The following is a 22,184-nucleotide window of genomic DNA, read 5'->3' as shown; positions in this document are numbered from 1 at the left end:
AAGAGATGGAATTTTACGAAATCATCATCAGCATCCTCGGCTCGACGATCCGCCTGTCGATCCCGCTGCTGTTTACGGCGCTTGCGGGCCTCTTCACCGAACGCGCCGGCGTGTTTGACATCGGGCTGGAAGGCAAGATGCTGGCGGCTGCCTTTGCCTCCGCCTGCGTTGCCTATCTCACCGGCAATGCCTGGCTCGGCCTTCTCGGCGGCATCGCGGTGTCGATCCTGTTCTCGCTGATCCACGGTTTTGCCTCGATCACCAACCGCGGCAACCAGATCGTCTCCGGTGTGGCGCTGAACTTCGTGGCGGCCGGCCTCACCGTCGTTCTCGGCCAGGCCTGGTTCGGGCAGGGGGGACGCACGCCGCAGATCTCCGGCGAGGCCCGCTTCTCGCCGATCACGCTGCCCTTTGCCGATGCCATGCGCGATGTGCCCTTCATCGGGCCGCTCTATGCGAATGTCATCTCCGGCAACAACATCCTCACCTATCTCGCCTTCCTCGCCGTGCCGATCACCTGGTGGGTGCTGTTTCGCACCCGCTTCGGCCTTCGCCTGCGTGCCGTCGGTGAAAATCCGGGCGCGGTGGATACTGCGGGCATCTCTGTCACCTGGCTGCGCTATCGCGCCGTCATCGTGGCGGGCTTCCTCTGCGGCTTCTCCGGTGCCTATCTGTCGATTGCCCAGTCGGCGGCCTTCATCAAGGACATGTCGGCCGGCAAGGGCTATATTGCGCTCGCCGCCCTGATCTTTGCCAAGTGGAAGCCGGTGCCGGTGATGTTTGCCTGCCTGCTGTTCGGCTTCCTCGATGCCTTTGCCAATTTCATGCAGGGCAAGGCTGTGCCGGGCATCGGCGAAGTGCCGGTGCAGATCTTCCAGGCGCTGCCCTATATCCTCACCTGCATTTTGCTGGCCGGCTTCATCGGCGTGGCCCGTCCGCCCAAGGCCGGCGGCGTGCCCTATACCAAGGAGCGTTGATCATGGCGCAAGACCTGTTCGAAGCGGCCCGCACGGCCATGCAGAAGGCCTATGCGCCCTATTCGAAGTTCCCTGTGGGGGCTGCCATCCGGGCCGATGACGGCAGGATCTATCTCGGCGCCAATGTCGAGAACCTGTCCTTCCCGCAGGGCTGGTGCGCCGAGCCGACTGCCATCGGCAACATGGTGATGGGCGGCGGCCGCAAGATCCTCGAGATTGCGGTGATTGCCGAAAAGCTCGCCTGCTGCCCGCCCTGCGGCGGCTGCCGCCAGAAGATCGCCGAATTCGCAGGCCCCGAAACCCGCGTCTATCTCTGCGACGAGGTGGGTGTGCAGAAGACGCTGACCATGGATGAACTCCTGCCCTTCTCCTTCCAGACGGATGTGATCGGATGAAGTCTGTCATAGACCTGCTGGTGGACCGGCTGGACGGGCTGATGCCGCGTCATGCCATCGTGCTGGGATCCGGGCTCGGTTCGCTGGTGGCGGAGGTCGAAAAGCCTGTGCGGATTTCCTACGGCGAACTGCCGGGCTTTCCGGCGAGCGGCGTTACCGGCCATGCCGGGGAGCTGGTGGCCGGCACTCTCGGTCGCCATCCGGTCATCATGCTGTCCGGCCGCGCCCATTACTACGAGCATGGCGATGCGTCGGCCATGCGCTTTCCCATCGAGGTGCTGCAGGGCATCGGCGTGCAGGCGCTGATCCTTACCAATTCCGCCGGCTCGCTGAAGGAAGACATGCCGCCCGGCTCGGTGATGCAGATTGCCGACCACATCAATTATTCCGGCATGAACCCGCTGATCGGCGAAACCGGCGACCGACGCTTCGTCGGCATGACCAGTGCCTATGACGCGGGTCTGGCGCTTGCCATCCGCAATGCCTCGATCCGCACCGCGACGCCGCTGCATTCCGGCGTCTACATGTGGTTCTCCGGCCCGAGCTTCGAAACGCCGGCGGAGATCCGCATGGCGCGCATCCTGGGGGCCGATGCGGTCGGCATGTCGACGGTGCCGGAGGTGATTCTGGCCCGCTATGTCGGGCTGAAGGTCGCGGCCTGTTCGGTCATCACCAATTTCGGTGCCGGCATGACCGGGGCGGAACTGTCGCACGAGGAAACCAAGGAAATGGCGCCGCGCGGCGGCCGGCGCCTCGCCACCATCCTGAAAGACCTGTTCTCGCAGGAAACCATTGCCTGACAGGCCCGTTGGATCACACCCGTGCTGCCGGCTGCTGCAGACCGGTGGCAGGTCCTTCCTGTCTTGCGTCTAATCGATTGAAGGATAATGATGCACACTCCGATGAAGCCGGGAGGTAAGCCCATGGAACTGTTGAGCCCGCGCGAAGCGGCCGCGTTCGCGCTGTCGCTGCTGGACCTGACGAACCTGCGCGACGACTGCGATGCCGCCGCGATCGAGGCGCTGTGCGCCCGCGCGCAGACGCCGAACGGACATTCGGCTGCCATCTGCATATGGCCGCGCTTTGTCGCGCAGGCGCGCGGCATTCTGGGGCCGGATCATCCGGTGCGCATTGCAACCGTCGTCAACTTTCCTTCCGGCGATTTGCCGGTCGAGACCGTCGTCGAGGAAACCCGCCAGGCGATCGCCGATGGCGCCGACGAGATCGATCTCGTCATTCCCTACAAGGCTTTCCTTGCCGGCGATGAGACGGCCGTCAGCGAGATGGTCACTGCCGTGCGCGCCGCCTGCCCGGAGGCCTGCCTGAAGGTGATCCTCGAAACCGGCGAGATCCGCGACAGCGGCAGGATCCGCCGGGCCTCCGAACTGGCGATCGAGGCCGGCGCCGATTTCATCAAGACCTCGACGGGCAAGGTCTCCGTCAACGCCACGCTGGAAGCCGCCGACATCATGCTGCAGGCAATCCGCGACAGCCGCAGGAAGGTGGGCTTCAAGCCGGCCGGCGGCATTTCCACGGTGGCGGATGCCGATCTCTATCTGCGGCTTGCCGAGACGATCATGGGCGCCAACTGGCTGATGCCCTCCACCTTCCGCTTCGGTGCGTCCAGCCTGCTGGACGACATTTTGAACGTGATTGCCGGCGCACCCTCCAGCCGCGTATCGAGCGGTTACTGAGCATGATCCCGCAGGAGATCATCCGCCGCAAGCGCGACGGGGTGGAACTTGCCCCGTCGGAGATCGCAGCCTTCATCAAGGGGCTGACCGAGAACCGCATTTCGGAAGGGCAGGTGGCGGCCTTTGCCATGGCCACCTTCTTTCGCGGCATGACACGCGCCGAAACCGTGGCACTGACACTTGCCATGCGCGACAGCGGCGATGTTCTCTCCTGGGCGGATATCGGCCGGCCGATCGGCGACAAGCATTCGACCGGCGGCATCGGCGACAATGTCTCGCTGATGCTGGCGCCGATCGTTGCCGCCTGCGGACTGGCCGTCCCGATGATTTCGGGCCGCGGCCTCGGCCATACCGGCGGAACACTGGACAAGCTGGAATCGATTCCCGGCTATGATGTGGCGCCTTCGGAAGCGCAGTTTCGCCGGGTGGTGCGTGAAGCGGGAGCCGCGATCATCGGCCAGACCGGCGATCTCGCCCCGGCCGACCGGCGCCTTTATGCGATCCGCGACGTGACGGCGACGGTCGAATCCATTCCGCTGATCACGGCCTCGATTCTTTCGAAGAAGCTTGCCGCCGGGCTCGAAACGCTGGTTCTCGATGTGAAGTTCGGCAATGGTGCCTTCATGCAGGGCGTGGAGGAGGCCGAGGCGCTGGCCCGCTCGCTGGTCGAGGTGGCGAATGGGGCAGGGGTGAAGACGTCCGCCCTGCTGACCGACATGAACGAGCCGCTCGCCGATGCCGCCGGCAATGCGGTCGAGATCGCCCACTGCGTCGATTTCCTCACCGGCCGCAAGAGCGGAACCCGCATCGAGGCTGTCACTTTGGCCTTTGCCGCGGAAATGCTGCTGCAGGCAGGCCTCGTCTCCACCCTGGCCGAGGGGCAGGAGCAGGCCATGGCGGCGCTCGCCTCGGGCCGCGCGCTGGAGCATTTCGCCCGCATGGTGCATCTGCTGGGCGGCCCGGCCGATTTCGTCGAGCGGGTTTCAACTTATCTTCCGGCAGCATCCGTCATCCGTCCTGTCCCGGCACCACGAAGCGGCATCCTGGCGGAGACCGATGCGCGCGGCATCGGGCTTGCGGTGGTGGAACTCGGCGGCGGGCGGCGGCTCGCCCGCGACGGCATCGACCACCGCGTCGGCTTCGACCGCATCCTGCCGCTTGGCACCCGCGTTGAAAAGGGCGATCCCATTGCCTTTGTGCATGCCGCGGATGAGACTCAGGCGGAAAAGGCGGTTGCCACCATGGCCAGGCTTTACCGCATCGCGGATCAGGCGCCGCCGGAGCGTCCGGTCATCCTCAGGCGCATCGGCTGAGGGCCGCGCTTTCCATATCCGCCCATAAAAATGCCCGCGACCAACCGGTCCGCGGGCATTGTTCATTCCGTGTGGTGTCGATGCTTACTTGGTGCCGTACATGCGGTCGCCGGCATCGCCGAGGCCGGGCATGATGTAGCCCTTCTCGTTGAGATGGCTGTCGATCGAGGCCGTGAAGATCGGCACGTCCGGATGGGCGGCCTGGAAATTCTTGATGCCTTCCGGGGCCGCCAGCAGGCAGAGGAAGCGGATGTTCTTTGCGCCGCGCTCCTTCAGCTTTTCGATCGCGGCAATCGAGGAATTGCCGGTGGCCAGCATCGGGTCGACGACGATGACAAGACGCTCCGACAGCGCTTCCGGCGCCTTGAAATAATATTCGACCGCCTGAAGCGTTTCATGGTCGCGGTAGACGCCGACATGGGCGACGCGCGCGGCCGGAACCAGTTCCAGCATGCCTTCCAGGAGGCCGTTGCCGGCGCGCAGGATCGAGGCGAAGACCAGCTTCTTGCCTTCCAGGATCGGCGACTGCATCTCGGTCAGCGGCGTCTCGATCGTCTCCATGGTCAGTTCGAGATCGCGGGTGACCTCGTAGCAGAGCAGGGTGGAGATTTCGCGCAGCAGCCGGCGGAAGCTCGATGTCGAGGTTTCCTTGCGGCGCATGATGGTGAGCTTGTGCTGTACAAGCGGGTGATTGATGACTGTTACGCCGTCCATGGGAAGCTGCCTTCGTCCTTCTTCTTGTGTCTTTCTGTCGTCATCTTTCTTTCACGGAAAGGCCGGCAACCGCAAGCGTTCAGCGCTGCTTTGCGGCATCTTCCCCAGCCGGCTGAGCGGATTCATCGAGGCGGGCGAGCAGGCGCGCCCGCGTTTCCTCGTCCACGAAGGCACATTCCAGAGCCGTGCGCGTCATTGCGTTGATCTCCGCCCTGCCGAAGCCCATCACGCCGGCGGCGATCTCGTATTCGCGGGCCAGCGAGGTGCGGAAGAAAGGCGGATCGTCGGAATTGATGCAGACGCGTACACCGGCCTCCCGCAGGCGACGCAAGGGGTGGCTCTCGAAATCCGGATAGACGGCGAGCGCGATGTTGGAACCGGGGCAGACTTCCAGCACCACGCCGCTCTCGGCAAGCCGCGCCACCAGTGCGTCGTCCTCGATGGCGCGCACGCCGTGGCCGATGCGTGACGGCCGAACGAGATCGAGCGCATCGGTGACGCTGAAGGCGCCGCAGACCTCGCCGGCATGGATGGTGAGGCCAAGGCCTGCATCGCGGGCAATGTCGAAGGCACGCGCATAATCGGCCACACGGCCCATGCGTTCCTCGCCGGCCATGTTGAAGCCGGTGACCAGCGGATTGTGGCTGCGCGCCGCATATTGCGCGGCGGCCACCACCCGTTCCGGCCCGAAATGGCGCTCGCCGGTCACGATGATGCGCGCCTCGATCCCGGTCTTTGCGCGGGCAGACAGGATGCCGTCGGTGATCCCGGCAAGATAGGCATCGGCGCCAAGGCCGATGCGGTCGCCATGGTCGGGCGAAACGATGATCTCGCTGTAGATCGTGTTGATCGCGGCCAGTTCCAGCAGGTAGCTTTCCGTCAGGAGCGCATAGTCTTCCTCTGTGCGAAACAGCGCGGCGACCCGGTCATAGGCCTCTATGAACTCGGCGAAATCGCGCCAGGCATAGCCGTCGCCATCCATGAAACCGGAGGGATCGACGCCGTATTTCTCGGCCTGCCGCAGCGCCAGCGCCGGCGGCGCGGCTCCTTCGATGTGGCAGTGAATCTCGGCCTTCAGAAGATCTGCGGTCACAGGAAGCTCCGTCCATGGCGGCCGGGCGCGATGCCGAGATGGGCCGCAACTGTTTCGCCGATATCGGCATAGGTATCGCGAATGCCGACCATGCGGGCCGGAATGCCGGGGCCATAGGCCATGATCGGCACCCGCTCGCGGGTGTGGTCCGTGCCGCGCCAGGTGGGGTCGCAGCCGTGGTCTGCGGTCAGGACCATCAGGTCGCCCGGCTTCATGCGCCGGTGCACGTCGAGAAGCCGCCTGTCGAGCGCTTCGAGTGCGGCCGCATAGCCCGGCACGTCGCGGCGATGGCCGTAGAGCATGTCGAAATCGACGAAATTGGTGAAGACCAGATCGCCATCCTGAGCCGTCTCGATGGTGGCAAGGGTCGCATCCATCAGCGCCTCGTTGCCGTTCGCCTTGATGACGCGGGAGATACCCTGATGGGCGAAGATATCGCCGATCTTGCCGACGGCATGCACCGTGCGGCCCGCCTCCACCAGCCGGTCGAGCAGGGTCGGTTCCGGCGGCAGGACGGAGAAGTCCCGCCGGTTGCCGGTGCGCTCGAAGGTTTCCGGGGTTTCGCCGAGGAAGGGGCGGGCAATCACCCGGCCGATGTTCAGGGGATCGATCAGCCGGCGCACGCTTTCGCAGAGCGCGATCAGCCGGTCGAGGCCGAAATGGATCTCGTGCGCGGCGATCTGGAAGACGGAATCGGTCGATGTGTAGCAGATCGGCTTGCCGGAGCGGATATGCTCCTCGCCGAAGCGGGCAATGATTTCCGTGCCGGAGGCATGGCAGTTGCCGAGAATGCCGGGCAGGCCGTTGTCGCGACAGATCGCTTCGACCAGTTCCGGCGAGAAGGCTTCGCCGTCTGCCGGAAAATAGCCCCAGTCGAACATGACGGGCGTTCCCGCGATCTCCCAGTGGCCGGACGGGGTATCCTTGCCGCGTGAGACCTCGCTTGCCGCACCATGCAGGCCGAAGACGCGCTCCGGCATCGGCATGCCGGCCGGCAGATCGCCGCTGGCGAGCTTTGCCACATGCACGAGGCCGAGCGCCGACATGTTGGGCAGCCGGAGCGGCCCTTTGCGCAGGCCGGCGCGATCGGCCGCACCGGCGGCACAGAATTCGGCGATGTGGCCGAGCGTGTTGGCGCCGAGGTCGTTGTAGTGCTCGGCATCCGGGGCGCCGCCGATGCCGAAGGAATCGAGTACGAAAAGGAAGGCGCGTGCCATCGTTCACCTGATCTGATGGGCAGCCCGCCTGCCGGGAGGCGACCGCCAAAGCCTCCTCATACAGTTCCGCAGGCAGATTGGCAAAGCCTGCTCAGCAGTCGGTGCAGGCGATGCTGTCTCCGACGCGCTGGCGATAGAAGAAGGTGCGGCTGATGGTGATCGTGCGTGTTTCGCTGGAAATGCCGGGCAGGAACATCAGCAGCTGGTGGGGCACGGAAAGCTCGGCGCGCACGAGGAAGCTGTTGGCCGCCTTCAGCTCATCCGGCACGTCACTGACGCTCGTGCCTGCGCTGTAGGGTCGGGTGCCGTCTTCCTGCCACGACCAGAGCACCTTCGCCGTGGCGTTTGCATCCATGGCAATGCCGGTGATCTTCAGGCTCACCGCATCGGCCTCCTTGCGGTAGGGCACGAAGATCGCCTCCGTCACATCCGGCATGGTGGCCAGGAAGGCTTTGTTGACGGAGGTCTGCTGCGTGACGAGATCGGCGATGGTGGAGGCCGCGCGGGTAGCGCGCTTGGCGACGCTGAGCCCCATCGTCAGTTCGAAGCAGGTGATGTAGAGCGAGATCAGGATGGGGGCCAGGATGGCGAATTCCACCCCGCCCACGCCCTGCCGGTCGGCCAGCAGCCGGCGAAGTGTCAGGATCAGCCCGGGCCGGTGGCGCTGTCCGTCGAGCGGCCGCTCCGTTCTCATGGATAATCCTCGTTCTGGAAGGCAGAGGTCGCCACGATCAGGAAATCGGTCGGAAGCGAGCCGTCGGCGGGCCGGATATTGGTGATGTAGGGCCGAACCAGATCGGTGATCACCTGCCAGCGATAATAGGCGCGCACCATGTTGATGGTCTTTGCCCCGCCCGGCGCATAGCGGAAGGAGGAAGTGTCGATATCCGCATAGAGGTCGGTCGACTGGCGCGGAATGGTGGTCGGAATGTCGGCGAAGCTGTCGAAGCTGCGCACGTCGAGATAAAGCAGGCCGGAACCGGTGTCCTCGCCCGTGCAGTGAATGAGGATGGACACCTCGTCGCAGAACAGCTGGCGGAACTGGGCGGCACTCTTGTCGGTGGCGCGGTTCAGGCCATAGGTGATGCGTCCGGTCCTGAGATCGCGCGACAGCTTTTCCACGGCGTTCGAGACGAGCTGCTCGGCCGTATAGGCGACGAAGGTTTCGATGATGGCAAACACGATCAGGAAATAGGGAATCGCCAGAATGGCGAACTCGATGGCGGCCGCTCCGTCGCGCGCGCCGAGCAGGCGGCGCAAGGCGAAGCGGCCCGATGGCGCCTTCCCGGTCTGCCTGTCGTGGTGATCGGCGATCTGCAGCATTGCCCCTGTCCGGATCCTCTCTTGAGGTCCCGACGCTAGGGCGATTGTCTTGAGATTCCGTTGCGGCAGTGTCTCGATTTGCACCAGTCCGGAGCCGCCGCCGGGATGGTGCGCGGGCGGCTCAGTTGCCCGATCCGGCACTGCCGGTTTCGGCGTGCTGTTCGCAGGCCGGTGTACAGGAGAGCACGGTGCGCTCCGTCTGGCGGTAGACGCGCACCGTATTGCCTTCATCGATCGAGACGAGGATGCGCTCGTCGGCGATCGCCTCGCCGCGGGAATCGAGCAGGACGAGATTGGTCGTGCCGAAGGCGCGGCCGGTCAGCACGATGGTGGTCGGATCGGCCACCGTGGCATCGGCCACATCCGCATTGCCGACAATCACCTTGGCGACGGGACGGTCGAGCTTCAGCACCCGCGCCTGATTCATGTAGACGCGCAGCAGCCGGCCAGGCTCCGCCGCCGCCGCGGCTCCGGCGGAAATGATCAGCAAAATCATGGCGCAGCGCAGCATGACGTTCGGCCCTTGCGGTCAGTGTTCCTGGCCGAAAGCATGGACGTTAATGCTGAATGAAGCATTAACGTCCCGAAATTGCTCGTTTTTTGGCCGGAGGCGCTCAGCCGGAGCCCGCCATTGTGCCGAAGGGTTGCAGGGGTGCCGCGCGCGCAAATCGCAAAACCCCTGCAATTCAGGGTATTGGCGGTAATCTAGGTCTTTCCCGGCACATCGATCAAATGCCGACAATTTTGTTTGCTGCACATTTGCCGTGTATTCCGTCAGTGGATGTTAACCAAATCCTAACCAGACATTTTAAGCCGATCGCAAGGCCGTGGCCGTAGTTTGCCCGCAGCCGAACCGCGGACAACAGCGGTCGGCGGTGCTGAGAGACCCGAATGAGGAGAGATGAATGTCCAAGCTTTTCGCACGTTTCGTGAAGGATGAATCGGGTGCCACGGCCATCGAATACGGCCTGATCGCAGCCCTGATCTCCGTTGCCCTGATTGCCGGCGCCAGCACGCTCGGCGACAATCTGAGCGCGACCTTCACCCGCGTATCGACGGAAATGTCGACGGCCAACCAGGCCCACCAGTAAGTCTGAACCGACTTTTGACCTTGGGAAGCCGCCGAAGGGGCGGCTTTTGCACTTTGGCCGGACGTGATCCGCAACGTCGGCGCCGCGCAGGGGATGGGTATGCATGTGCTTGCCATGATGCTGCTGGCGGTTCTGCCGCTGGCATTGGTCCTCGCCGCCGTCTGCGACCTGCGGGCGATGACGATTCCCGACCGGATTTCCATCGCGCTCGTGCTGCTGTTCTTTCCGGCCGCCGTTGTCGCCGGCCTGCCGTGGGCGCAGATCGCGCTTGCCCCCGTGGCCGCCCTTTCGGTCTTCCTTGCGGGCTTCGGGCTCTTCGCACTGAACGTGATGGGTGGCGGCGATGCCAAGCTCCTGTCCGCCTCGGCCCTGTGGTTCGGTTTCAATATATCTCTTTTTGAATATCTTGTTGCGGTGAGCTTTGCCGGAGGCGCCCTGGCGCTTGCCGTGCTCCTGTTGCGTCATGCCGCGCGGCGGCTGCCGGCGCTGGCATCGTCCATGCCTGCCTCGCTGGTCTCGTCCAACAGGCTTCCCTATGCCGTCGCGATCGCGATCGGCGGGCTTGCAAGCTTCGGCAAGGCGCCGCTGATCCTCGCCCTGCTTGATGCGACACCCTAACAAAGGGTTAACGCAAACCGCCAATGGTTATCGTGAATTAACCATTTCCCTAAGGCGCTTATTAACCTTAATTACACCAATCCGGGACATCCTGCGGGGCATATTCGATGTTCCTCAAGGTCTTGTCATGAAACCCGCGCGCCTGATCATTCTCGCCGTCGCCATTGTCGCGGCCGGTCTCGCCGGCGTGCTGGCCATGCGTCTGGCGGGACAAAAGACGGTGGTGCAGCAGGCCCGTGAGGTCGTTCGCAAGGAGCCTACGGTGAATGTGCTGGTCTCGGCGGAGAACCTGCCGGTCGGCAGCCGGATCGGACGGAATTCGATTCGCTGGATGGCGTGGCCCGAAAGCGGCATTGCCGAGGGCTTCATCACCGATGCGGCCCAGCCGGATGCCATGGCAAAGCTCGACGGTCTCATCGTGCGCCTGCCGATCTTCACCGGCGAGCCGATCCGCGCAGAAAAGGTCGCGGATGCCTCCACCCGCATCATGTCCTCGCTGCTGCCGGCCGGCAAGCGGGCGGTGGCAACCGAAATCTCGGTCGCGACGGGCGCCGGCGGCTTCGTGCTGCCCAATGACCGGGTGGACGTGATCATGGTGCGCAAGAACGAGGAAGGCCGCTACCTCACCGAAGCCGTGCTGACGAATATCCGCGTGCTCGCCATCGATCAGCAGGTGGAGGAAAAGAAGGATGGCAGCAAGTCCGTCATCGGCACCACCGCGACGCTGGAACTGACGCCGGAACAGGCCAGGGTGATGGCGGTGGCGCAGCAGATGGCCGACCGCCTGACGCTGGCCCTGCGATCGGTCGCCGACGCGCAGGAGGCCGACGACCGGGCCGCCGGCTATCTTCTTTCCGGCGGCGACGGCAAGGCCGAGGTCCAGGTCATCAAGTCCGGCAACATCGTGACCGGCAGCATTGCACGCACGGAGCCGCGATGATCACCTCCCTCATCAGTCCCCACCGGATCACTGCAGGCCGAAGCGCCGCGGGCCGCCGCGCGGGCCTGCCGGTTGTTGCACTTGCCCTCGGCATCCTTTCCGCCCTGCCGCTTCTGTCGCCCGTGGGCGGCCTTGTCGCACCGGCATTTGCCCAGGCCCAGGAACAGAGCGTCATCCGCATCACCGAGGCGGGGCGCGGCGTGCGCAAGCGCCTGCATCTCGGCCTCAACAAGGCGCTGGTGGTGGACCTGCCGACGGATGCGCACGACATCTTGGTTGCCGATCCCTCGATCGCCGATGCCGTCACGCGCACCTCGCGGCGCATCTATCTGTTCGGCAAGGCGGTGGGCCAGACGAACATCTTCATCTTCGGCGAGGGTGGCGACGAGATCGTCAGCCTTGATCTGGAGGTCGAGCGCGATATCGCCGGCCTGCAGCAGAACCTGCGTCGTTTCCTGCCGGAATCCGACATCAAGGTGGAGATCATCTCCGACAACATCGTGCTGACCGGCACGGTGCGCACGCCGCAGGACGCGCTGCAGGCGGAAAAACTGGCGAGCGCCTTCCTGAAGGGTGGCGAGGCGACAACCCGCAACGAGACCGCCACCAGTTCGGCACAGAATGGCGACGTGGCGATCTTTGCCGAGGACCGCCAGGTCTCGCAGATCGTCAATCTGCTGAAGATCGAGGGCGAGGACCAGGTGACGCTGAAGGTCACCGTGGCCGAGGTCAGCCGGCAGGTGCTGAAGCAGCTCGGCTTCAACGGCTCGGTAACGACCAGCGGCAGCAAGGCGAGCGGCGGCATTTCCTTTGCCAATCCGGCCAATCTCGGCAATGCCATCGATGTCGGCGGCGTCGGCGGCGTGGTCGGCAAGATCGGCACCACCAGCATCGCCACCTATGTCAATGCCATGGAGCAGGCGGGCGTCATGCGCACGCTGGCCGAGCCCAGTCTCACCGCCATCTCGGGCGAGCAGGCCAAGTTCTATGTGGGCGGCGAATATCGCCTCGCCGGCCAGCAGGAAGTCGATATCGACGACGACAACAAGACAACCGTGAGCCGCACGGTGGAATCGGTCGATTACGGCGTGGAGCTGAATTTCCGGCCGGTCGTGCTGTCGGCGGGGCGCATCAGCCTGAAGATCGAAACCAATGTGTCCGAGCCGACCTATGAAGGCTCGATTGCCACCGGCAACGGCACCTCCAATGCGGTGCCGGGCTCCACCTATCTGTCGCTGCGCAAGCGCGAGGCCTCCACCACGGTGGAACTGCCCTCCGGCGGATCGATCGTGATTGCCGGCCTGGTGCAGGACAATGTGCGCCAGGCCATGTCCGGCCTGCCCGGCATCGCGAAGGTGCCGGTGTTCGGCACGCTGTTCCGCAGCAAGGATTTCATCCGCAACGAGACCGAACTCGTCATCATTGCAACGCCTTATCTGGTGCGGCCGGTGGCCCGCAACCAGCTGGCGCGCCCCGATGACAATTTCAATCCGGAGGCCGACGGACCTACCTTCTTCATGAACCGCGTCAACCAGCTCTACGGGCGCAAGGAGCAGGCGGCGACCGGCCGCTACCACGGTGCCGTGGGGTTCATCTACAAATGAGAGGCGCAAGGACCATGATCCGCCCATCTTCCGCTGCCGCCCTGCTGATCGCCGCGACACTCGCCGCCGGCTGCGCCGACCGCAGCCTGACGACCGGTTCCATTCCGATGGACTACCGCCAGCGTCATCCGGTGGTGCTGACCGAGGCGCAGAATGCGCTCGACATCCCCGTCGGGCCGAGCGACACGCGCCTGACGCTCGGCATGAAGGATACCATCCGCGGCTTTGCCCAGAGCTATCTCGCCTCGGCAGCCGGCCACCTGCAGGTGCAGATGCCGCATGGCTCGCCGAATGCACCGGCCGCGGCCCGCCTCGTCAGCGAGATCCGCGCCACGCTGACGATGGCCGGCGTGCGGCCGCAGAACCTCGTCCTCACCGGTTATGCGGCCGATGCGGCGGGCGATGCCGCACCGGTGCGTCTCTCCTTTACCGCCACCCGCGCGGTCACGGCTCCGTGCGGCGAATGGCCGGAGGATCTCGCCAACGATACCGGGGGCAATCGCAACTGGTACAATTTCGGCTGCGCCTCCCAGAACAATCTCGCCGCCCAGCTGGACAATCCGGGCGATCTTCTCGGGCCGCGCGGCACGACGCCGATCGATGCGGCGCGTCGCTCCACGGTCATCGATCTCTACCGGTCCGGCAAGGATACGGCCTCGGACTGATGCGGCGAAGGATGAGAGCCCCATGAACGCCATCGACTACGACATCCGCCGCACCGCAGAGCCCGATGAACCGGAAGCGTCGCGGCCCGGCGAACTGGACCAGCTGCGCCCGCTGCCGCGCATTTCCGTGCATGCCTTCTGCGAAAGCGAGGCCATGCACGGCATCATGGAACGGCTGGGCCAGGACCGCCGCATGGCCAAGGTCAACATGCGGGTAACGAGCGGCAGCACGCAGGCGGCCGCCAACATGTTTGCCGCAGCCCCCACGCCCAATCTGATCATTCTGGAAACGGAGGCCCGGCCCGCCGAGCTTCTGGCTGAGCTGGCGCCGCTGGCCGAGGTCTGCGATCCGTCCACCCGCGTCATCATCATCGGCCGTCACAACGACATCACGCTCTATCGCGAACTCGTCCGCAACGGCATTTCCGACTATCTCGTCACGCCCGTGAAGATGCCGGACCTCCTGTCGGCGATCGCCACCATCTTCGTCGATCCGGATGCCGAGCCGCTCGGCCGCTCCATTGCCTTCATCGGCGCCAAGGGCGGCGTCGGTTCCTCGACCATCGCCCACAACTGCGCCTTCGGCATTTCCACGCTGTTTGCCACCGAAACGATCCTGGCGGATTTCGATCTTGCCTATGGCACCGCCAATATCGATTTCGACCAGGATCCGGCGCAGGGCATTGCGGAAGCCGTCTATGCGCCGGAGCGGCTGGACGAGGTGTTTCTCGACCGGCTGCTGACCAAGTGCTCGGAGCATCTTTCGCTTTTGGCCGCGCCCTCGATGCTGGACCGCGCCTATGATTTCGATGGCTCCGCCTTCCAGCCGCTGATCGACGTGCTGCAGCGCAGCGCCCCGGTTTCGGTCATCGACCTGCCGCATGCCTGGTCGGAATGGACGCGCAGCGTGCTTGCGGATGTGGACGAGGTCGTCATCACCGCCGTGCCGGACCTGCCCAACCTGCGTAATGCCAAGAACCAGATCGACGCGCTGAAGAAGCTGCGGCCCAATGACCGGCCGCCACATCTCATCCTCAATCAGGTCGGCATGCCGAAACGTCCGGAAATCGCCCCCGCCGAATTCGTCGAGCCGCTGGAACTCGAACCGCTGGCGATCATCCCCTTCGACATCCAGCTGTTCGGCAATGCCTCCAACAGCGGCCGGATGATTTCCGAGATCGACGCCCGGTGCCCGACGGCGGAGATCTTCTCGCAGCTGTCGCATGCGCTGACCGGACGTGCCTCGGTGAAGAGAAGCCGCAAGGGCGGGCTTGCGCGCATGCTGGATCTTTTGCGCGGGGCATAGGCCTCGCCGTGCAGTGGACAGGAAACGGAACGACGGCATGTTTGGCAGACGCGGACAGGATGGTTTGGCAAAGACGGGCAAGGCTGCGCCATCGGCCTCGCCGGCGGCCGCGCCTGCCGTTTCGCCGCCGGTGCTGCCGGACATTCTGATCGAGGTTGGCTCCGGTGCTGTGCGCCCGCAGATCCCGTCGCCACCCGTGGCGTCCTCCGCCGCGCCGCGCCGCCGCCAGACCCGTACCGAGGCCTATTACGACACGAAGGGCGAGGTGTTTTCCGCCCTGATCGACACGATCGACCTGTCGCAGCTTGCCAAGCTCGATACCGAGAGCGCGCGCGAGGAAATCCGCGACATCGTCAACGACATCATCACCATCAAGAACTTCGCCATGTCGATCTCAGAGCAGGAGGAACTGCTCGAGGACATCTGCAACGACGTGCTGGGCTATGGGCCGCTGGAGCCGCTTCTGGCGCGCGACGACATCGCAGACATCATGGTCAACGGCGCCGGCCAGACCTTCATCGAAGTCGGCGGCAAGACCATCGAATCGGATGTGCGCTTTCGCGACAATGCCCAGCTTCTGTCGATCTGCCAGCGCATCGTCAGCCAGGTCGGCCGCCGTGTCGATGAATCGAGCCCGATCTGCGATGCGCGTCTGCCGGACGGATCGCGCGTCAACGTGATTGCGCCGCCGCTGGCGCTTGACGGGCCGGCGCTGACGATCCGCAAGTTCAAGCGCGACAAGCTGACGCTGGAACAGCTGGTCCGCTTCGGGGCGATCAGCCCGGAAGGCGCGACGCTTCTGCAGATCATCGGCCGGGTGCGCTGCAATGTGGTGATTTCCGGCGGCACGGGGTCCGGCAAGACGACGCTGCTCAACTGCCTGACGCGCTACATCGATCTCGACGAGCGCGTCATCACCTGCGAGGACACGGCCGAACTGCAGCTGCAACAGCCGCATGTGGTGCGCCTCGAAACCCGTCCTCCCAATATCGAGGGCGAGGGCGAGATCACCATGCGCGACCTGGTGAAGAACTGCCTGCGCATGCGCCCCGAGCGGATCATCGTCGGCGAAGTGCGCGGCCCCGAAGTCTTCGACCTGCTGCAGGCGATGAACACCGGCCATGACGGATCCATGGGCACCATTCACGCCAACACGCCGCGCGAATGCCTGAGCCGTATGGAATCGATGATCGCCATGGGCGGCTTCTCGCTGCCGGCCCGCACCGTGCGCGAGATCATCGCCGGCTCGATCGATGTCATCATCCAGGCCGCCCGCCTGCGCGACGGCTCACGCCGCATCACCCATGTGACGGAGGTCGTCGGGATGGAAGGCGACGTTATCATCACCCAGGATCTCATGCGCTACGAAATCGAGGGCGAGGATGCCGCCGGCCGGCTGATCGGCCGCCATCTTTCCACCGGCATCGTCAAGCCGCATTTCTGGGACCGCGCCCGCTACTACAACGAGGACCGGCGACTGGCCGCCGCCCTCGACCAGATGGAAAAGCTCAGCAGCTGAGAAGGGGGACGACATGTTCGGACTGGATCTGACGGCCCTTGCCCTGGCGGGCCTCGTCGCGCTTTCGGCGGGCGGGCTGGCCTATGTCTTCCTGTTTTCCCGTCTGGAGGTCGAACGCAAGACGGCAAGCCGCGTCACCCGCGTCAAGGCGGCCGAGACCGACCGCGGCAAGGTGAAGGCGGCGCGCGACCGGGTGCAGGAAATCTCGAGGCGCCGCAAATCCCTGCAGGAATCGCTGAAGGCGCTGGAGAGCAAGCAGCTGGAACAGTCGCGCAAGATCGGTGACCGAAGCATCAAGGCGAAGCTTTCCCGTTCCGGCCTGCCGCTGTCGCCCTCGCGCTTTCACCTCCTCAGCGCCGGTCTCGGCCTGCTGGTCTGCCTCATCGGCCTGCTTGCCGGCCTGCCGCTGCCCGTGGTGGCCGGTGCGGGATTTGTCGCGGGCCTCGGCGTGCCGCGCTGGGGGCTTGGCGTTGTGATCCGCCGCCGGCAGGAAAAGTTTCTCGAGGAACTGCCCAACGCCCTCGACCTCATTACCCGCTCGATCCGCTCCGGCCTGCCGCTGAACGATGCCATGCGGTTGATCGCCAGCGAGGGGCAGGAGCCGGTCAGAAGCGAATTCCGCCGGGTGGTCGAAAGCCAGCAGGTCGGCATCAGCCTGCCGGATGCCTGTGCGCGCATGATCCTGACCATGCCGTTGCCCGAGGTGAACTTCTTTGCCATCGTCATCGCCATCCAGGCGCAGGCGGGCGGCAATCTGTCCGAAGCGCTGGGCAATCTTGCCAGGGTGCTGCGCGAGCGGCGGCGGATGAAGGCCAAGGTACAGGCGCTCTCGATGGAGGCCAAGGCGTCGGCAGCCATCATCGGCGCGCTGCCCTTCATCGTGGCGCTCCTCGTCTACCTCACTTCGCCGCATTATCTCGCGGTGCTGTTCACCGATCCGCGCGGGCACATGATCCTGCTGTTTTCCGGCGTGTGGATGTCGATCGGCATCTTCGTGATGCGCAACATGATCAACTTCGAGATCTGAGGGCGGCAGCATGGTCGAGGCGCTGGTGGCGAAACTGAACGATCCCGGCCTGCTGGTGGCGATTCTCGTCGCGGTGGCCGTCTTTGCCACGCTCTGCACGCTCGTCCTGCCGCTTCTGGAAGGCGATGCGCTGAAGAAGCGCATGAAGGCGGTTTCCTCCGAGCGCGAACAGATGCGGGCCCGCGAGCGGGCGCGGCTGAATGCGGAGCACAGCCGGGCCTCGCTTCGCGCGCAGAACAACCAGTCGATCCGCCAGATCGTCGAGCGCTTCAATCTCTATACGGCGCTGGTGGACGACAAGACGGTCAACCGGCTGAAGGCTGCCGGCCTGCGCTCGCAGAATGCGCTGAACATCTTCCTCGTCTGCCGCTTCGTGCTGCCCTTCGTCTGTCTCGCGTTTGCCGCCCTGTGGATCTTCGGGCTTGGCAATCTCGCCTCGCGGCCGCTGCCGATGCGGCTGCTTGCCACCATCGTGGCGGCCTATATCGGCTTCTATGCGCCGAACATCTATGTCAGCAACCGCGTCGCCAAGCGGCAGGCCTCGATCAAGCGCGCCTGGCCGGACGCGCTGGACCTGATGCTGATCTGCGTTGAATCCGGCATCTCGCTGGAGGCCGCCATGCGCCGCGTTGCCGAGGAGCTCGCGCCGCAATCGCCGGAACTGGCGGAGGAAATGGTGCTGACCACGGCCGAGCTGTCCTTCCTGCCCGACCGGCGCCAGGCGCTGGAGAACCTTGCCATCCGCACCCAGCTCGACATCGTCAAGGCCGTCACCACGGCGCTGATCCAGGCGGACCGCTATGGCACGCCGGTTGCCCAGGCGCTGCGCGTTCTGGCGCAGGAGGGGCGAGACGAACGGATGAATGCGGCGGAGAAGAAGGCGGCCGCCCTGCCGCCAAAACTCACCGTGCCGATGATCCTGTTCTTCCTGCCGGTGCTGATCGCCGTCATCCTGGGCCCGGCCGGCATTCAGGTGGCCGACCGGTTCTGACGATGCTTGGCCGGGATCGTGCCGCGGGGCGCGTGCCGCCCGTTCACTCGATGCTGCGAGCCGCTGCCTTGCCGTCCTTGCCGGCCAGGCGTGCCCAGGCATTCTGCTCGGACAGCATGGTGCGCAGATAGGTGACGTTCGCTTCCGCCTGGCTCGGCGTCAGTTCGCGCCGGGCAATCTCTTCCGCCTCGGCGAAGCGACCCTGCAGGCCGACGACGAGGGCAAGATTCTGGCGCACGCGGCTGTCGGCCGTCGGCTGCTGGATGGCGGTGCGCAGGTAGGTTTCGGCCGTGCGCAATTCGCCGGAGAGCACGTAGGACATCCCGAGATTGGACATCACGCTCGGCTCGTTCGGCTGTATGTCGAGCGCCATGCGATACTTGCGCCGTGCCTCGTCGGACCGGCCGAGCTGGTCAAGCACCGCTCCCTCTGCCGAAAGGAGCCGCCAGTCCGGGCGGTCGGGTGTCTGGGCACGCGAAATCGTCGCGAGCGCCTGTTCCAGCTGGCCGGCGGCGGCCTGCGCCTTGCCATAGGCCGCCAGCACCTCGCGGTCGGCGGGATTGGCGATCACCACCTGCTGCATCACCGCCAGCGCCTGTTCGTTCTTGCCGTTCATGCGAAGGATGGTCGCATAGTTCAGCCCGGTATCGCGGTCCTTCGGGTTGCGGTCATAGGCCGCCCCCACGGAGCGTTCCGCCTCCGCCAGTTCCGGAGCGGTCATCGTTTCGACCGGCTTTGCCAGTCGCGGCGCCGCGATGGACCCCGTCGTCACGCGGTCCTGGCCCTGCGTGGCGCAGGAGGCCAGCGCCAGCGAAACCAGCAGGCAGGCCGCGGTGGAACGCAGCAGGCCGGGGCGACGGAAGGGCAGGGAGGAGGCAGTCATGGTGATATCCCGCAAGCGAAGCAGGCCCCGCCATTTTTCTGCTTCACGCGCGGCAGATCATGGGTGGCGCAATCTCGATACAAGCAATAGTCTGTTAACCCTAACAACACGTTAAGTGCCCGATTCTGAAAGCATTCCATGGCCCCCTACCAGTTCGTCGAAAGACCCTCCCCCTTCGTTTCCGGAAATTCCGAGGCGCTGATCGTCCATGCGCTGACCCCCGCCGAGCTGGAGGAGGGCCGGCCCTCTGCCGCTGCGGTGGCCTTTGCGCGCTCCGCCGGCTTCAAGGCGGAGGCGGGAAGCCTGCTTTTGCTGCAGGGGGGCGATGGCGTGGTCTCCGGCGCCCTGTTCGGTCTGGGTGCCGACCCGGATCCCTTCATCACGGGAAAACTTGCCCGCGCCCTTCCGCCCGGCACCTGGCGCATCAAGGCCGGCGCGCTGACGCCGGAGCAGGCGGCTCTCGGCTTCGGCCTTGGCGGCTACAGCTTCGATACCTACCGCACGCCGAAACCGATCGAGGCCTTCCTCGCCCTGCCGGACGGCGTCGATGCCGACGCGCTGAACCGCCAGCTGGCCGCCGTCTTCCTCGCCCGCGATCTCGTCAACACGCCGACCAACGATATGGGGCCGGAGCGACTGGAAGCCGTGTTCCGGGCGCTTGGCAGCCATTATGGCGCCACCGCGTCCTCCATCGTCGGCGATGACCTGCTGACGGCGAATTTTCCGCTGGTCCACACGGTCGGGCGTGCCAGCGCCGAGGCGCCGCGCCTCCTCGAGATGCGCTGGGGCCGCAAGGGTGCCCGCAAGGTCACGCTGGTCGGCAAGGGCGTCTGCTTCGATACCGGCGGCCTCGACATCAAGCCGCCCTCCTCGATGCTGCTCATGAAGAAGGACATGGGCGGAGCCGCCAATGTGCTGGCGCTGGCGCTGATGATCATGGATTCGGGGCTGGATCTTGATCTGCGCGTGCTGGTGCCGGCGGTTGAAAATTCCATTTCCGCCAATGCCTTCCGCCCGGGCGACATCTATCGCAGCCGCAAGGGCCTCACGGTGCAGATCGACAATACCGATGCCGAGGGACGTCTCGTTCTTGCCGATGCGCTGGCCTATGCCGACGAGGAGACGCCGGATCTGATGATCGACATGGCAACGCTGACGGGGGCCGCCCGCGTGGCGCTCGGCCCCGACGTGCCACCCTTCTTCACCGATGACGAGGATCTGGCGCTGGCGCTTGCTGCTGCCAGCCGCGCCGAATCCGATCCGGTCTGGCGCCTGCCGCTGTTCAAGGGCTACGAGAAGGATCTGCGCACGCGGGCGGCCGATCTGACCAACGCTCCTTCGGGCGGCATGGCGGGGTCGATCACGGCGGCGCTTTTCCTCAAGCGATTCGTCGCCAATACCAGGAGCTGGGCGCATTTCGACATCTACGCCTGGTCGCCTGCCGAAAAGCCGCAGACGCCGGTGGGCGGTGAGGCGCAGGCGATCCGCGCGCTCTACCGTCACATTGCCACGCTCGCCTGATCGGGGCTTGCCCTCCTCCCGGCCTGCTGGAAGGATGAGGGCGTGAGGCAGGGAAGGGGAGAGCCATATGCCGGCGGAACTTTCGGCCACCGAGGCGCTCGGCCTCTGGCATCGTGTCACCCTGGAGCAGGTGCGCCAGGGCGGGCATGACCTGAGCTTTCGCCAGCTGTCGATCCTCCTGCACATCTATCTCGTGCCTCCGCCCCACACGGTGCGGGGGCTCGCCGCCACGCTCGGCGTCAGCAAGCCGGTGATCACGCGGGCGCTCGACAGCATGGGCGCGCTGCAGCTGGTCGACCGGGTGCGTGACGAGCGTGACCGGCGCAATGTCGTCATCAGGCGCACGCTTTCGGGTGCGCTCTATCTGGAAAAACTCGGCGACCTCATCCGCAGCGAGGCCCGCCGCCCGATGCCCTGAGGAGGGGCGCTCATGACCGAACCGCTCGATCGCCGCCTGCATGCCTTCCGCCCGGATCTTGCCGATGAGCGGCTCTCCGGCCGCGTCGAGGCCGCCCGTTTCGTGCGTGGCGAGCCGGCGACAATTGCCGTGCCCGTTGCCGATCTCAGGCCCGCACCCGATCCAGCGCGAGGCATCGATACACAGCTTCTGTTCGGCGAGGAAGTTCGTGTCTTCGACCGTCGCGATGGCTGGGCCTGGGTGCAGGCGGAGCAGGACGGCTATGTCGGCTATCTGCCGGAACGCATGCTGCAGGCGCCTCTGGCGCCCACCCACTGGCTCGTGGCGCCGCGCAGCTTCGTCTATCCCGAGGCGGAACTGCGCAAGGTGCCGCTGATGGCGCTGTCCATGGGAAGCCGTGTCACGGTGACGGGCGAGGCGGAAACGCGCGGCACGCGCTATTTCACGCTGGCCTCCGGCGGTGCGGTGATTGCCGCCCATTGCCTGCCCGTCGAGAAGGTCGTTGCCGAGGATTATACCAGGATTGCCGCGCGCTTCCTGGAGACGCCCTATCTCTGGGGTGGCCGCTCCGGCTTCGGCATCGATTGCTCGGGACTGGTGCAGCTTGCCCTGATGATGGCCGGCCACGCCGCACCGCGCGATTCCGACATGCTGGCAGCCTTTGGTGCACCTATTCTCCCGGAGGAGGCCCGGCGCGGGGATCTGGTCTTCTGGAAGGGCCATGTCGGCATTCTGGAAGATGAGGCCACCCTGCTGCATGCCAATGGCCACAGCATGACGGTGGCGCGCGAGCCGCTCACCGATGCCATTGCCCGCATCGGCTGGCTCTATGGCCAGCCGACCGGCTTCCGCCGCCCCGTCTGAGGCGGCCATTC

Annotated in this window: 24 protein-coding genes; 17 read left to right on the top strand and 7 right to left on the bottom strand. The window is 65.3% G+C overall.

Annotation, left to right across the window (positions count from 1 at the left end):
* Positions 1–5: 5 nt before the first annotated feature.
* The 5 genes from KLP42_RS16280 (at position 6) to deoA (ending at position 4,379) form a co-directional block, all read left to right on the top strand.
* On the top strand, positions 6–977 hold the full coding sequence (locus KLP42_RS16280; RefSeq protein WP_215567996.1) for an ABC transporter permease: 972 nt from the start codon (positions 6–8) through the stop codon (positions 975–977).
* Between the two features lie 2 nt (positions 978–979).
* Entirely contained in the window at positions 980–1,372 is a 393-nt protein-coding gene (locus KLP42_RS16275; RefSeq protein ID WP_215567995.1) for a cytidine deaminase, read from the top strand.
* The gene (locus tag KLP42_RS16270; protein ID WP_215567986.1) at positions 1,369–2,172 is read left to right on the top strand and encodes a purine-nucleoside phosphorylase; all 804 of its coding nucleotides are present in this window, start codon (positions 1,369–1,371) and stop codon (positions 2,170–2,172) included. The genes KLP42_RS16275 and KLP42_RS16270 overlap by 4 nt, the downstream gene beginning before the upstream one ends.
* A gap of 123 nt (positions 2,173–2,295) precedes the next feature.
* Positions 2,296–3,066, top strand: coding sequence for a deoxyribose-phosphate aldolase (deoC, locus tag KLP42_RS16265; RefSeq protein WP_215567984.1), 771 nt, complete (start codon positions 2,296–2,298; stop codon positions 3,064–3,066).
* 2 nt (positions 3,067–3,068) lie between these two features.
* On the top strand, positions 3,069–4,379 hold the full coding sequence (deoA, locus tag KLP42_RS16260; RefSeq protein ID WP_215567981.1) for a thymidine phosphorylase: 1,311 nt from the start codon (positions 3,069–3,071) through the stop codon (positions 4,377–4,379).
* A gap of 84 nt (positions 4,380–4,463) precedes the next feature.
* On the opposite strand, the gene upp is transcribed toward deoA, so the two are convergent.
* The 6 genes from upp to KLP42_RS16230 form a co-directional block, all read right to left on the bottom strand.
* The gene (gene upp / locus KLP42_RS16255; RefSeq protein ID WP_215567979.1) at positions 4,464–5,093 is read right to left on the bottom strand and encodes a uracil phosphoribosyltransferase; all 630 of its coding nucleotides are present in this window, start codon (positions 5,091–5,093) and stop codon (positions 4,464–4,466) included.
* A gap of 79 nt (positions 5,094–5,172) precedes the next feature.
* Positions 5,173–6,186, bottom strand: coding sequence for an adenosine deaminase (locus KLP42_RS16250; protein ID WP_215567977.1), 1,014 nt, complete (start codon positions 6,184–6,186; stop codon positions 5,173–5,175).
* Positions 6,183–7,403: a phosphopentomutase gene (locus tag KLP42_RS16245; RefSeq protein WP_215567975.1), complete on the bottom strand. Its 1,221-nt coding sequence runs from the start codon at positions 7,401–7,403 to the stop codon at positions 6,183–6,185. The genes KLP42_RS16250 and KLP42_RS16245 overlap by 4 nt, the downstream gene beginning before the upstream one ends.
* 91 nt (positions 7,404–7,494) lie before the next feature.
* Positions 7,495–8,097 (bottom strand): TadE/TadG family type IV pilus assembly protein, encoded by a 603-nt coding sequence (locus KLP42_RS16240; RefSeq protein ID WP_215567972.1) that lies wholly within the window; start codon positions 8,095–8,097, stop codon positions 7,495–7,497.
* Positions 8,094–8,726 (bottom strand): TadE/TadG family type IV pilus assembly protein, encoded by a 633-nt coding sequence (locus KLP42_RS16235; RefSeq protein ID WP_215567970.1) that lies wholly within the window; start codon positions 8,724–8,726, stop codon positions 8,094–8,096. The genes KLP42_RS16240 and KLP42_RS16235 overlap by 4 nt, the downstream gene beginning before the upstream one ends.
* Positions 8,727–8,847: 121 nt before the next feature.
* Positions 8,848–9,222 (bottom strand): pilus assembly protein N-terminal domain-containing protein, encoded by a 375-nt coding sequence (locus tag KLP42_RS16230; protein ID WP_252193050.1) that lies wholly within the window; start codon positions 9,220–9,222, stop codon positions 8,848–8,850.
* Positions 9,223–9,631: 409 nt separating this feature from the next.
* Here KLP42_RS16230 and KLP42_RS16225 point away from each other — a divergent pair, with 409 nt between their 5' ends.
* The 9 genes from KLP42_RS16225 to KLP42_RS16185 all read left to right on the top strand — a co-directional run bounded on the left by KLP42_RS16225 (position 9,632) and on the right by KLP42_RS16185 (position 18,487).
* Positions 9,632–9,817 carry a Flp family type IVb pilin gene (locus KLP42_RS16225; RefSeq protein WP_215567968.1) on the top strand — a complete coding sequence of 62 codons (186 nt, stop codon included), beginning with the start codon at positions 9,632–9,634 and terminating at the stop codon, positions 9,815–9,817.
* A 99-nt stretch (positions 9,818–9,916) separates the two neighbouring features.
* Positions 9,917–10,435 (top strand): A24 family peptidase, encoded by a 519-nt coding sequence (locus KLP42_RS16220; RefSeq protein ID WP_252193049.1) that lies wholly within the window; start codon positions 9,917–9,919, stop codon positions 10,433–10,435.
* A 127-nt stretch (positions 10,436–10,562) separates the two neighbouring features.
* Positions 10,563–11,375, top strand: coding sequence for a Flp pilus assembly protein CpaB (cpaB, locus tag KLP42_RS16215; RefSeq protein ID WP_215567966.1), 813 nt, complete (start codon positions 10,563–10,565; stop codon positions 11,373–11,375).
* Positions 11,372–12,979, top strand: a complete 1,608-nt coding sequence (locus tag KLP42_RS16210) for a type II and III secretion system protein family protein (RefSeq protein ID WP_215567963.1) — start codon at positions 11,372–11,374, stop codon at positions 12,977–12,979. The genes cpaB and KLP42_RS16210 overlap by 4 nt, the downstream gene beginning before the upstream one ends.
* A gap of 14 nt (positions 12,980–12,993) precedes the next feature.
* Positions 12,994–13,644: a CpaD family pilus assembly protein gene (locus KLP42_RS16205; RefSeq protein WP_252193048.1), complete on the top strand. Its 651-nt coding sequence runs from the start codon at positions 12,994–12,996 to the stop codon at positions 13,642–13,644.
* Positions 13,645–13,666: 22 nt separating this feature from the next.
* Positions 13,667–14,950 carry a CpaE/TadZ family protein gene (locus KLP42_RS16200; RefSeq protein ID WP_215567959.1) on the top strand — a complete coding sequence of 428 codons (1,284 nt, stop codon included), beginning with the start codon at positions 13,667–13,669 and terminating at the stop codon, positions 14,948–14,950.
* Positions 14,951–14,987: 37 nt separating this feature from the next.
* A complete protein-coding gene (locus KLP42_RS16195; RefSeq protein WP_215567957.1) occupies positions 14,988–16,469 on the top strand; it encodes a TadA family conjugal transfer-associated ATPase in 1,482 nt (493 codons plus the stop codon).
* Between the two features lie 13 nt (positions 16,470–16,482).
* Positions 16,483–17,496 carry a type II secretion system F family protein gene (locus tag KLP42_RS16190; protein ID WP_215567955.1) on the top strand — a complete coding sequence of 338 codons (1,014 nt, stop codon included), beginning with the start codon at positions 16,483–16,485 and terminating at the stop codon, positions 17,494–17,496.
* Positions 17,497–17,506: 10 nt separating this feature from the next.
* Positions 17,507–18,487, top strand: coding sequence for a type II secretion system F family protein (locus KLP42_RS16185; RefSeq protein WP_215567953.1), 981 nt, complete (start codon positions 17,507–17,509; stop codon positions 18,485–18,487).
* A 43-nt stretch (positions 18,488–18,530) separates the two neighbouring features.
* On the opposite strand, the gene KLP42_RS16180 is transcribed toward KLP42_RS16185, so the two are convergent.
* A complete protein-coding gene (locus tag KLP42_RS16180; protein WP_215567951.1) occupies positions 18,531–19,370 on the bottom strand; it encodes a tetratricopeptide repeat protein in 840 nt (279 codons plus the stop codon).
* Positions 19,371–19,508: 138 nt separating this feature from the next.
* Here KLP42_RS16180 and KLP42_RS16175 point away from each other — a divergent pair, with 138 nt between their 5' ends.
* The 3 genes from KLP42_RS16175 to KLP42_RS16165 all read left to right on the top strand — a co-directional run bounded on the left by KLP42_RS16175 (position 19,509) and on the right by KLP42_RS16165 (position 22,173).
* On the top strand, positions 19,509–20,891 hold the full coding sequence (locus tag KLP42_RS16175; protein WP_215567949.1) for a leucyl aminopeptidase family protein: 1,383 nt from the start codon (positions 19,509–19,511) through the stop codon (positions 20,889–20,891).
* Between the two features lie 67 nt (positions 20,892–20,958).
* Positions 20,959–21,309, top strand: a complete 351-nt coding sequence (locus KLP42_RS16170; protein ID WP_215567948.1) for a MarR family transcriptional regulator — start codon at positions 20,959–20,961, stop codon at positions 21,307–21,309.
* Positions 21,310–21,321: 12 nt separating this feature from the next.
* The gene (locus KLP42_RS16165; protein ID WP_215567946.1) at positions 21,322–22,173 is read left to right on the top strand and encodes a C40 family peptidase; all 852 of its coding nucleotides are present in this window, start codon (positions 21,322–21,324) and stop codon (positions 22,171–22,173) included.
* Positions 22,174–22,184: the final 11 nt, after the last annotated feature.

The organism is Rhizobium sp. CSW-27 (assembly GCF_018760785.1).
Taxonomy (GTDB): domain Bacteria; phylum Pseudomonadota; class Alphaproteobacteria; order Rhizobiales; family Rhizobiaceae; genus Neorhizobium.
The sequence above is the reverse complement of the archived record's forward strand: the minus strand, read 5'-3'. Positions and strand labels throughout refer to the sequence as shown.

Excerpts from the sequence above, each read along its gene's own strand:
- KLP42_RS16280 (WP_215567996.1), top strand. The coding sequence starts at position 6 with ATGGAATTTTACGAAATCATCATCAGCATCCTCGGCTCGACGATCCGC.
- KLP42_RS16275 (WP_215567995.1), top strand. The coding sequence starts at position 980 with ATGGCGCAAGACCTGTTCGAAGCGGCCCGCACGGCCATGCAGAAGGCC.
- KLP42_RS16270 (WP_215567986.1), top strand. The coding sequence starts at position 1,369 with ATGAAGTCTGTCATAGACCTGCTGGTGGACCGGCTGGACGGGCTGATG.
- deoC (WP_215567984.1), top strand. The coding sequence starts at position 2,296 with ATGGAACTGTTGAGCCCGCGCGAAGCGGCCGCGTTCGCGCTGTCGCTG.
- deoA (WP_215567981.1), top strand. The coding sequence starts at position 3,069 with ATGATCCCGCAGGAGATCATCCGCCGCAAGCGCGACGGGGTGGAACTT.
- upp (WP_215567979.1), bottom strand. The coding sequence starts at position 5,093 with ATGGACGGCGTAACAGTCATCAATCACCCGCTTGTACAGCACAAGCTC.
- KLP42_RS16245 (WP_215567975.1), bottom strand. The coding sequence starts at position 7,403 with ATGGCACGCGCCTTCCTTTTCGTACTCGATTCCTTCGGCATCGGCGGC.
- KLP42_RS16240 (WP_215567972.1), bottom strand. The coding sequence starts at position 8,097 with ATGAGAACGGAGCGGCCGCTCGACGGACAGCGCCACCGGCCCGGGCTG.
- KLP42_RS16235 (WP_215567970.1), bottom strand. The coding sequence starts at position 8,726 with ATGCTGCAGATCGCCGATCACCACGACAGGCAGACCGGGAAGGCGCCA.
- KLP42_RS16230 (WP_252193050.1), bottom strand. The coding sequence starts at position 9,222 with ATGATTTTGCTGATCATTTCCGCCGGAGCCGCGGCGGCGGCGGAGCCT.
- KLP42_RS16225 (WP_215567968.1), top strand. The coding sequence starts at position 9,632 with ATGTCCAAGCTTTTCGCACGTTTCGTGAAGGATGAATCGGGTGCCACG.
- KLP42_RS16220 (WP_252193049.1), top strand. The coding sequence starts at position 9,917 with ATGCATGTGCTTGCCATGATGCTGCTGGCGGTTCTGCCGCTGGCATTG.
- cpaB (WP_215567966.1), top strand. The coding sequence starts at position 10,563 with ATGAAACCCGCGCGCCTGATCATTCTCGCCGTCGCCATTGTCGCGGCC.
- KLP42_RS16210 (WP_215567963.1), top strand. The coding sequence starts at position 11,372 with ATGATCACCTCCCTCATCAGTCCCCACCGGATCACTGCAGGCCGAAGC.
- KLP42_RS16205 (WP_252193048.1), top strand. The coding sequence starts at position 12,994 with ATGATCCGCCCATCTTCCGCTGCCGCCCTGCTGATCGCCGCGACACTC.
- KLP42_RS16200 (WP_215567959.1), top strand. The coding sequence starts at position 13,667 with ATGAACGCCATCGACTACGACATCCGCCGCACCGCAGAGCCCGATGAA.
- KLP42_RS16195 (WP_215567957.1), top strand. The coding sequence starts at position 14,988 with ATGTTTGGCAGACGCGGACAGGATGGTTTGGCAAAGACGGGCAAGGCT.
- KLP42_RS16190 (WP_215567955.1), top strand. The coding sequence starts at position 16,483 with ATGTTCGGACTGGATCTGACGGCCCTTGCCCTGGCGGGCCTCGTCGCG.
- KLP42_RS16185 (WP_215567953.1), top strand. The coding sequence starts at position 17,507 with ATGGTCGAGGCGCTGGTGGCGAAACTGAACGATCCCGGCCTGCTGGTG.
- KLP42_RS16180 (WP_215567951.1), bottom strand. The coding sequence starts at position 19,370 with ATGACTGCCTCCTCCCTGCCCTTCCGTCGCCCCGGCCTGCTGCGTTCC.
- KLP42_RS16175 (WP_215567949.1), top strand. The coding sequence starts at position 19,509 with ATGGCCCCCTACCAGTTCGTCGAAAGACCCTCCCCCTTCGTTTCCGGA.
- KLP42_RS16170 (WP_215567948.1), top strand. The coding sequence starts at position 20,959 with ATGCCGGCGGAACTTTCGGCCACCGAGGCGCTCGGCCTCTGGCATCGT.
- KLP42_RS16165 (WP_215567946.1), top strand. The coding sequence starts at position 21,322 with ATGACCGAACCGCTCGATCGCCGCCTGCATGCCTTCCGCCCGGATCTT.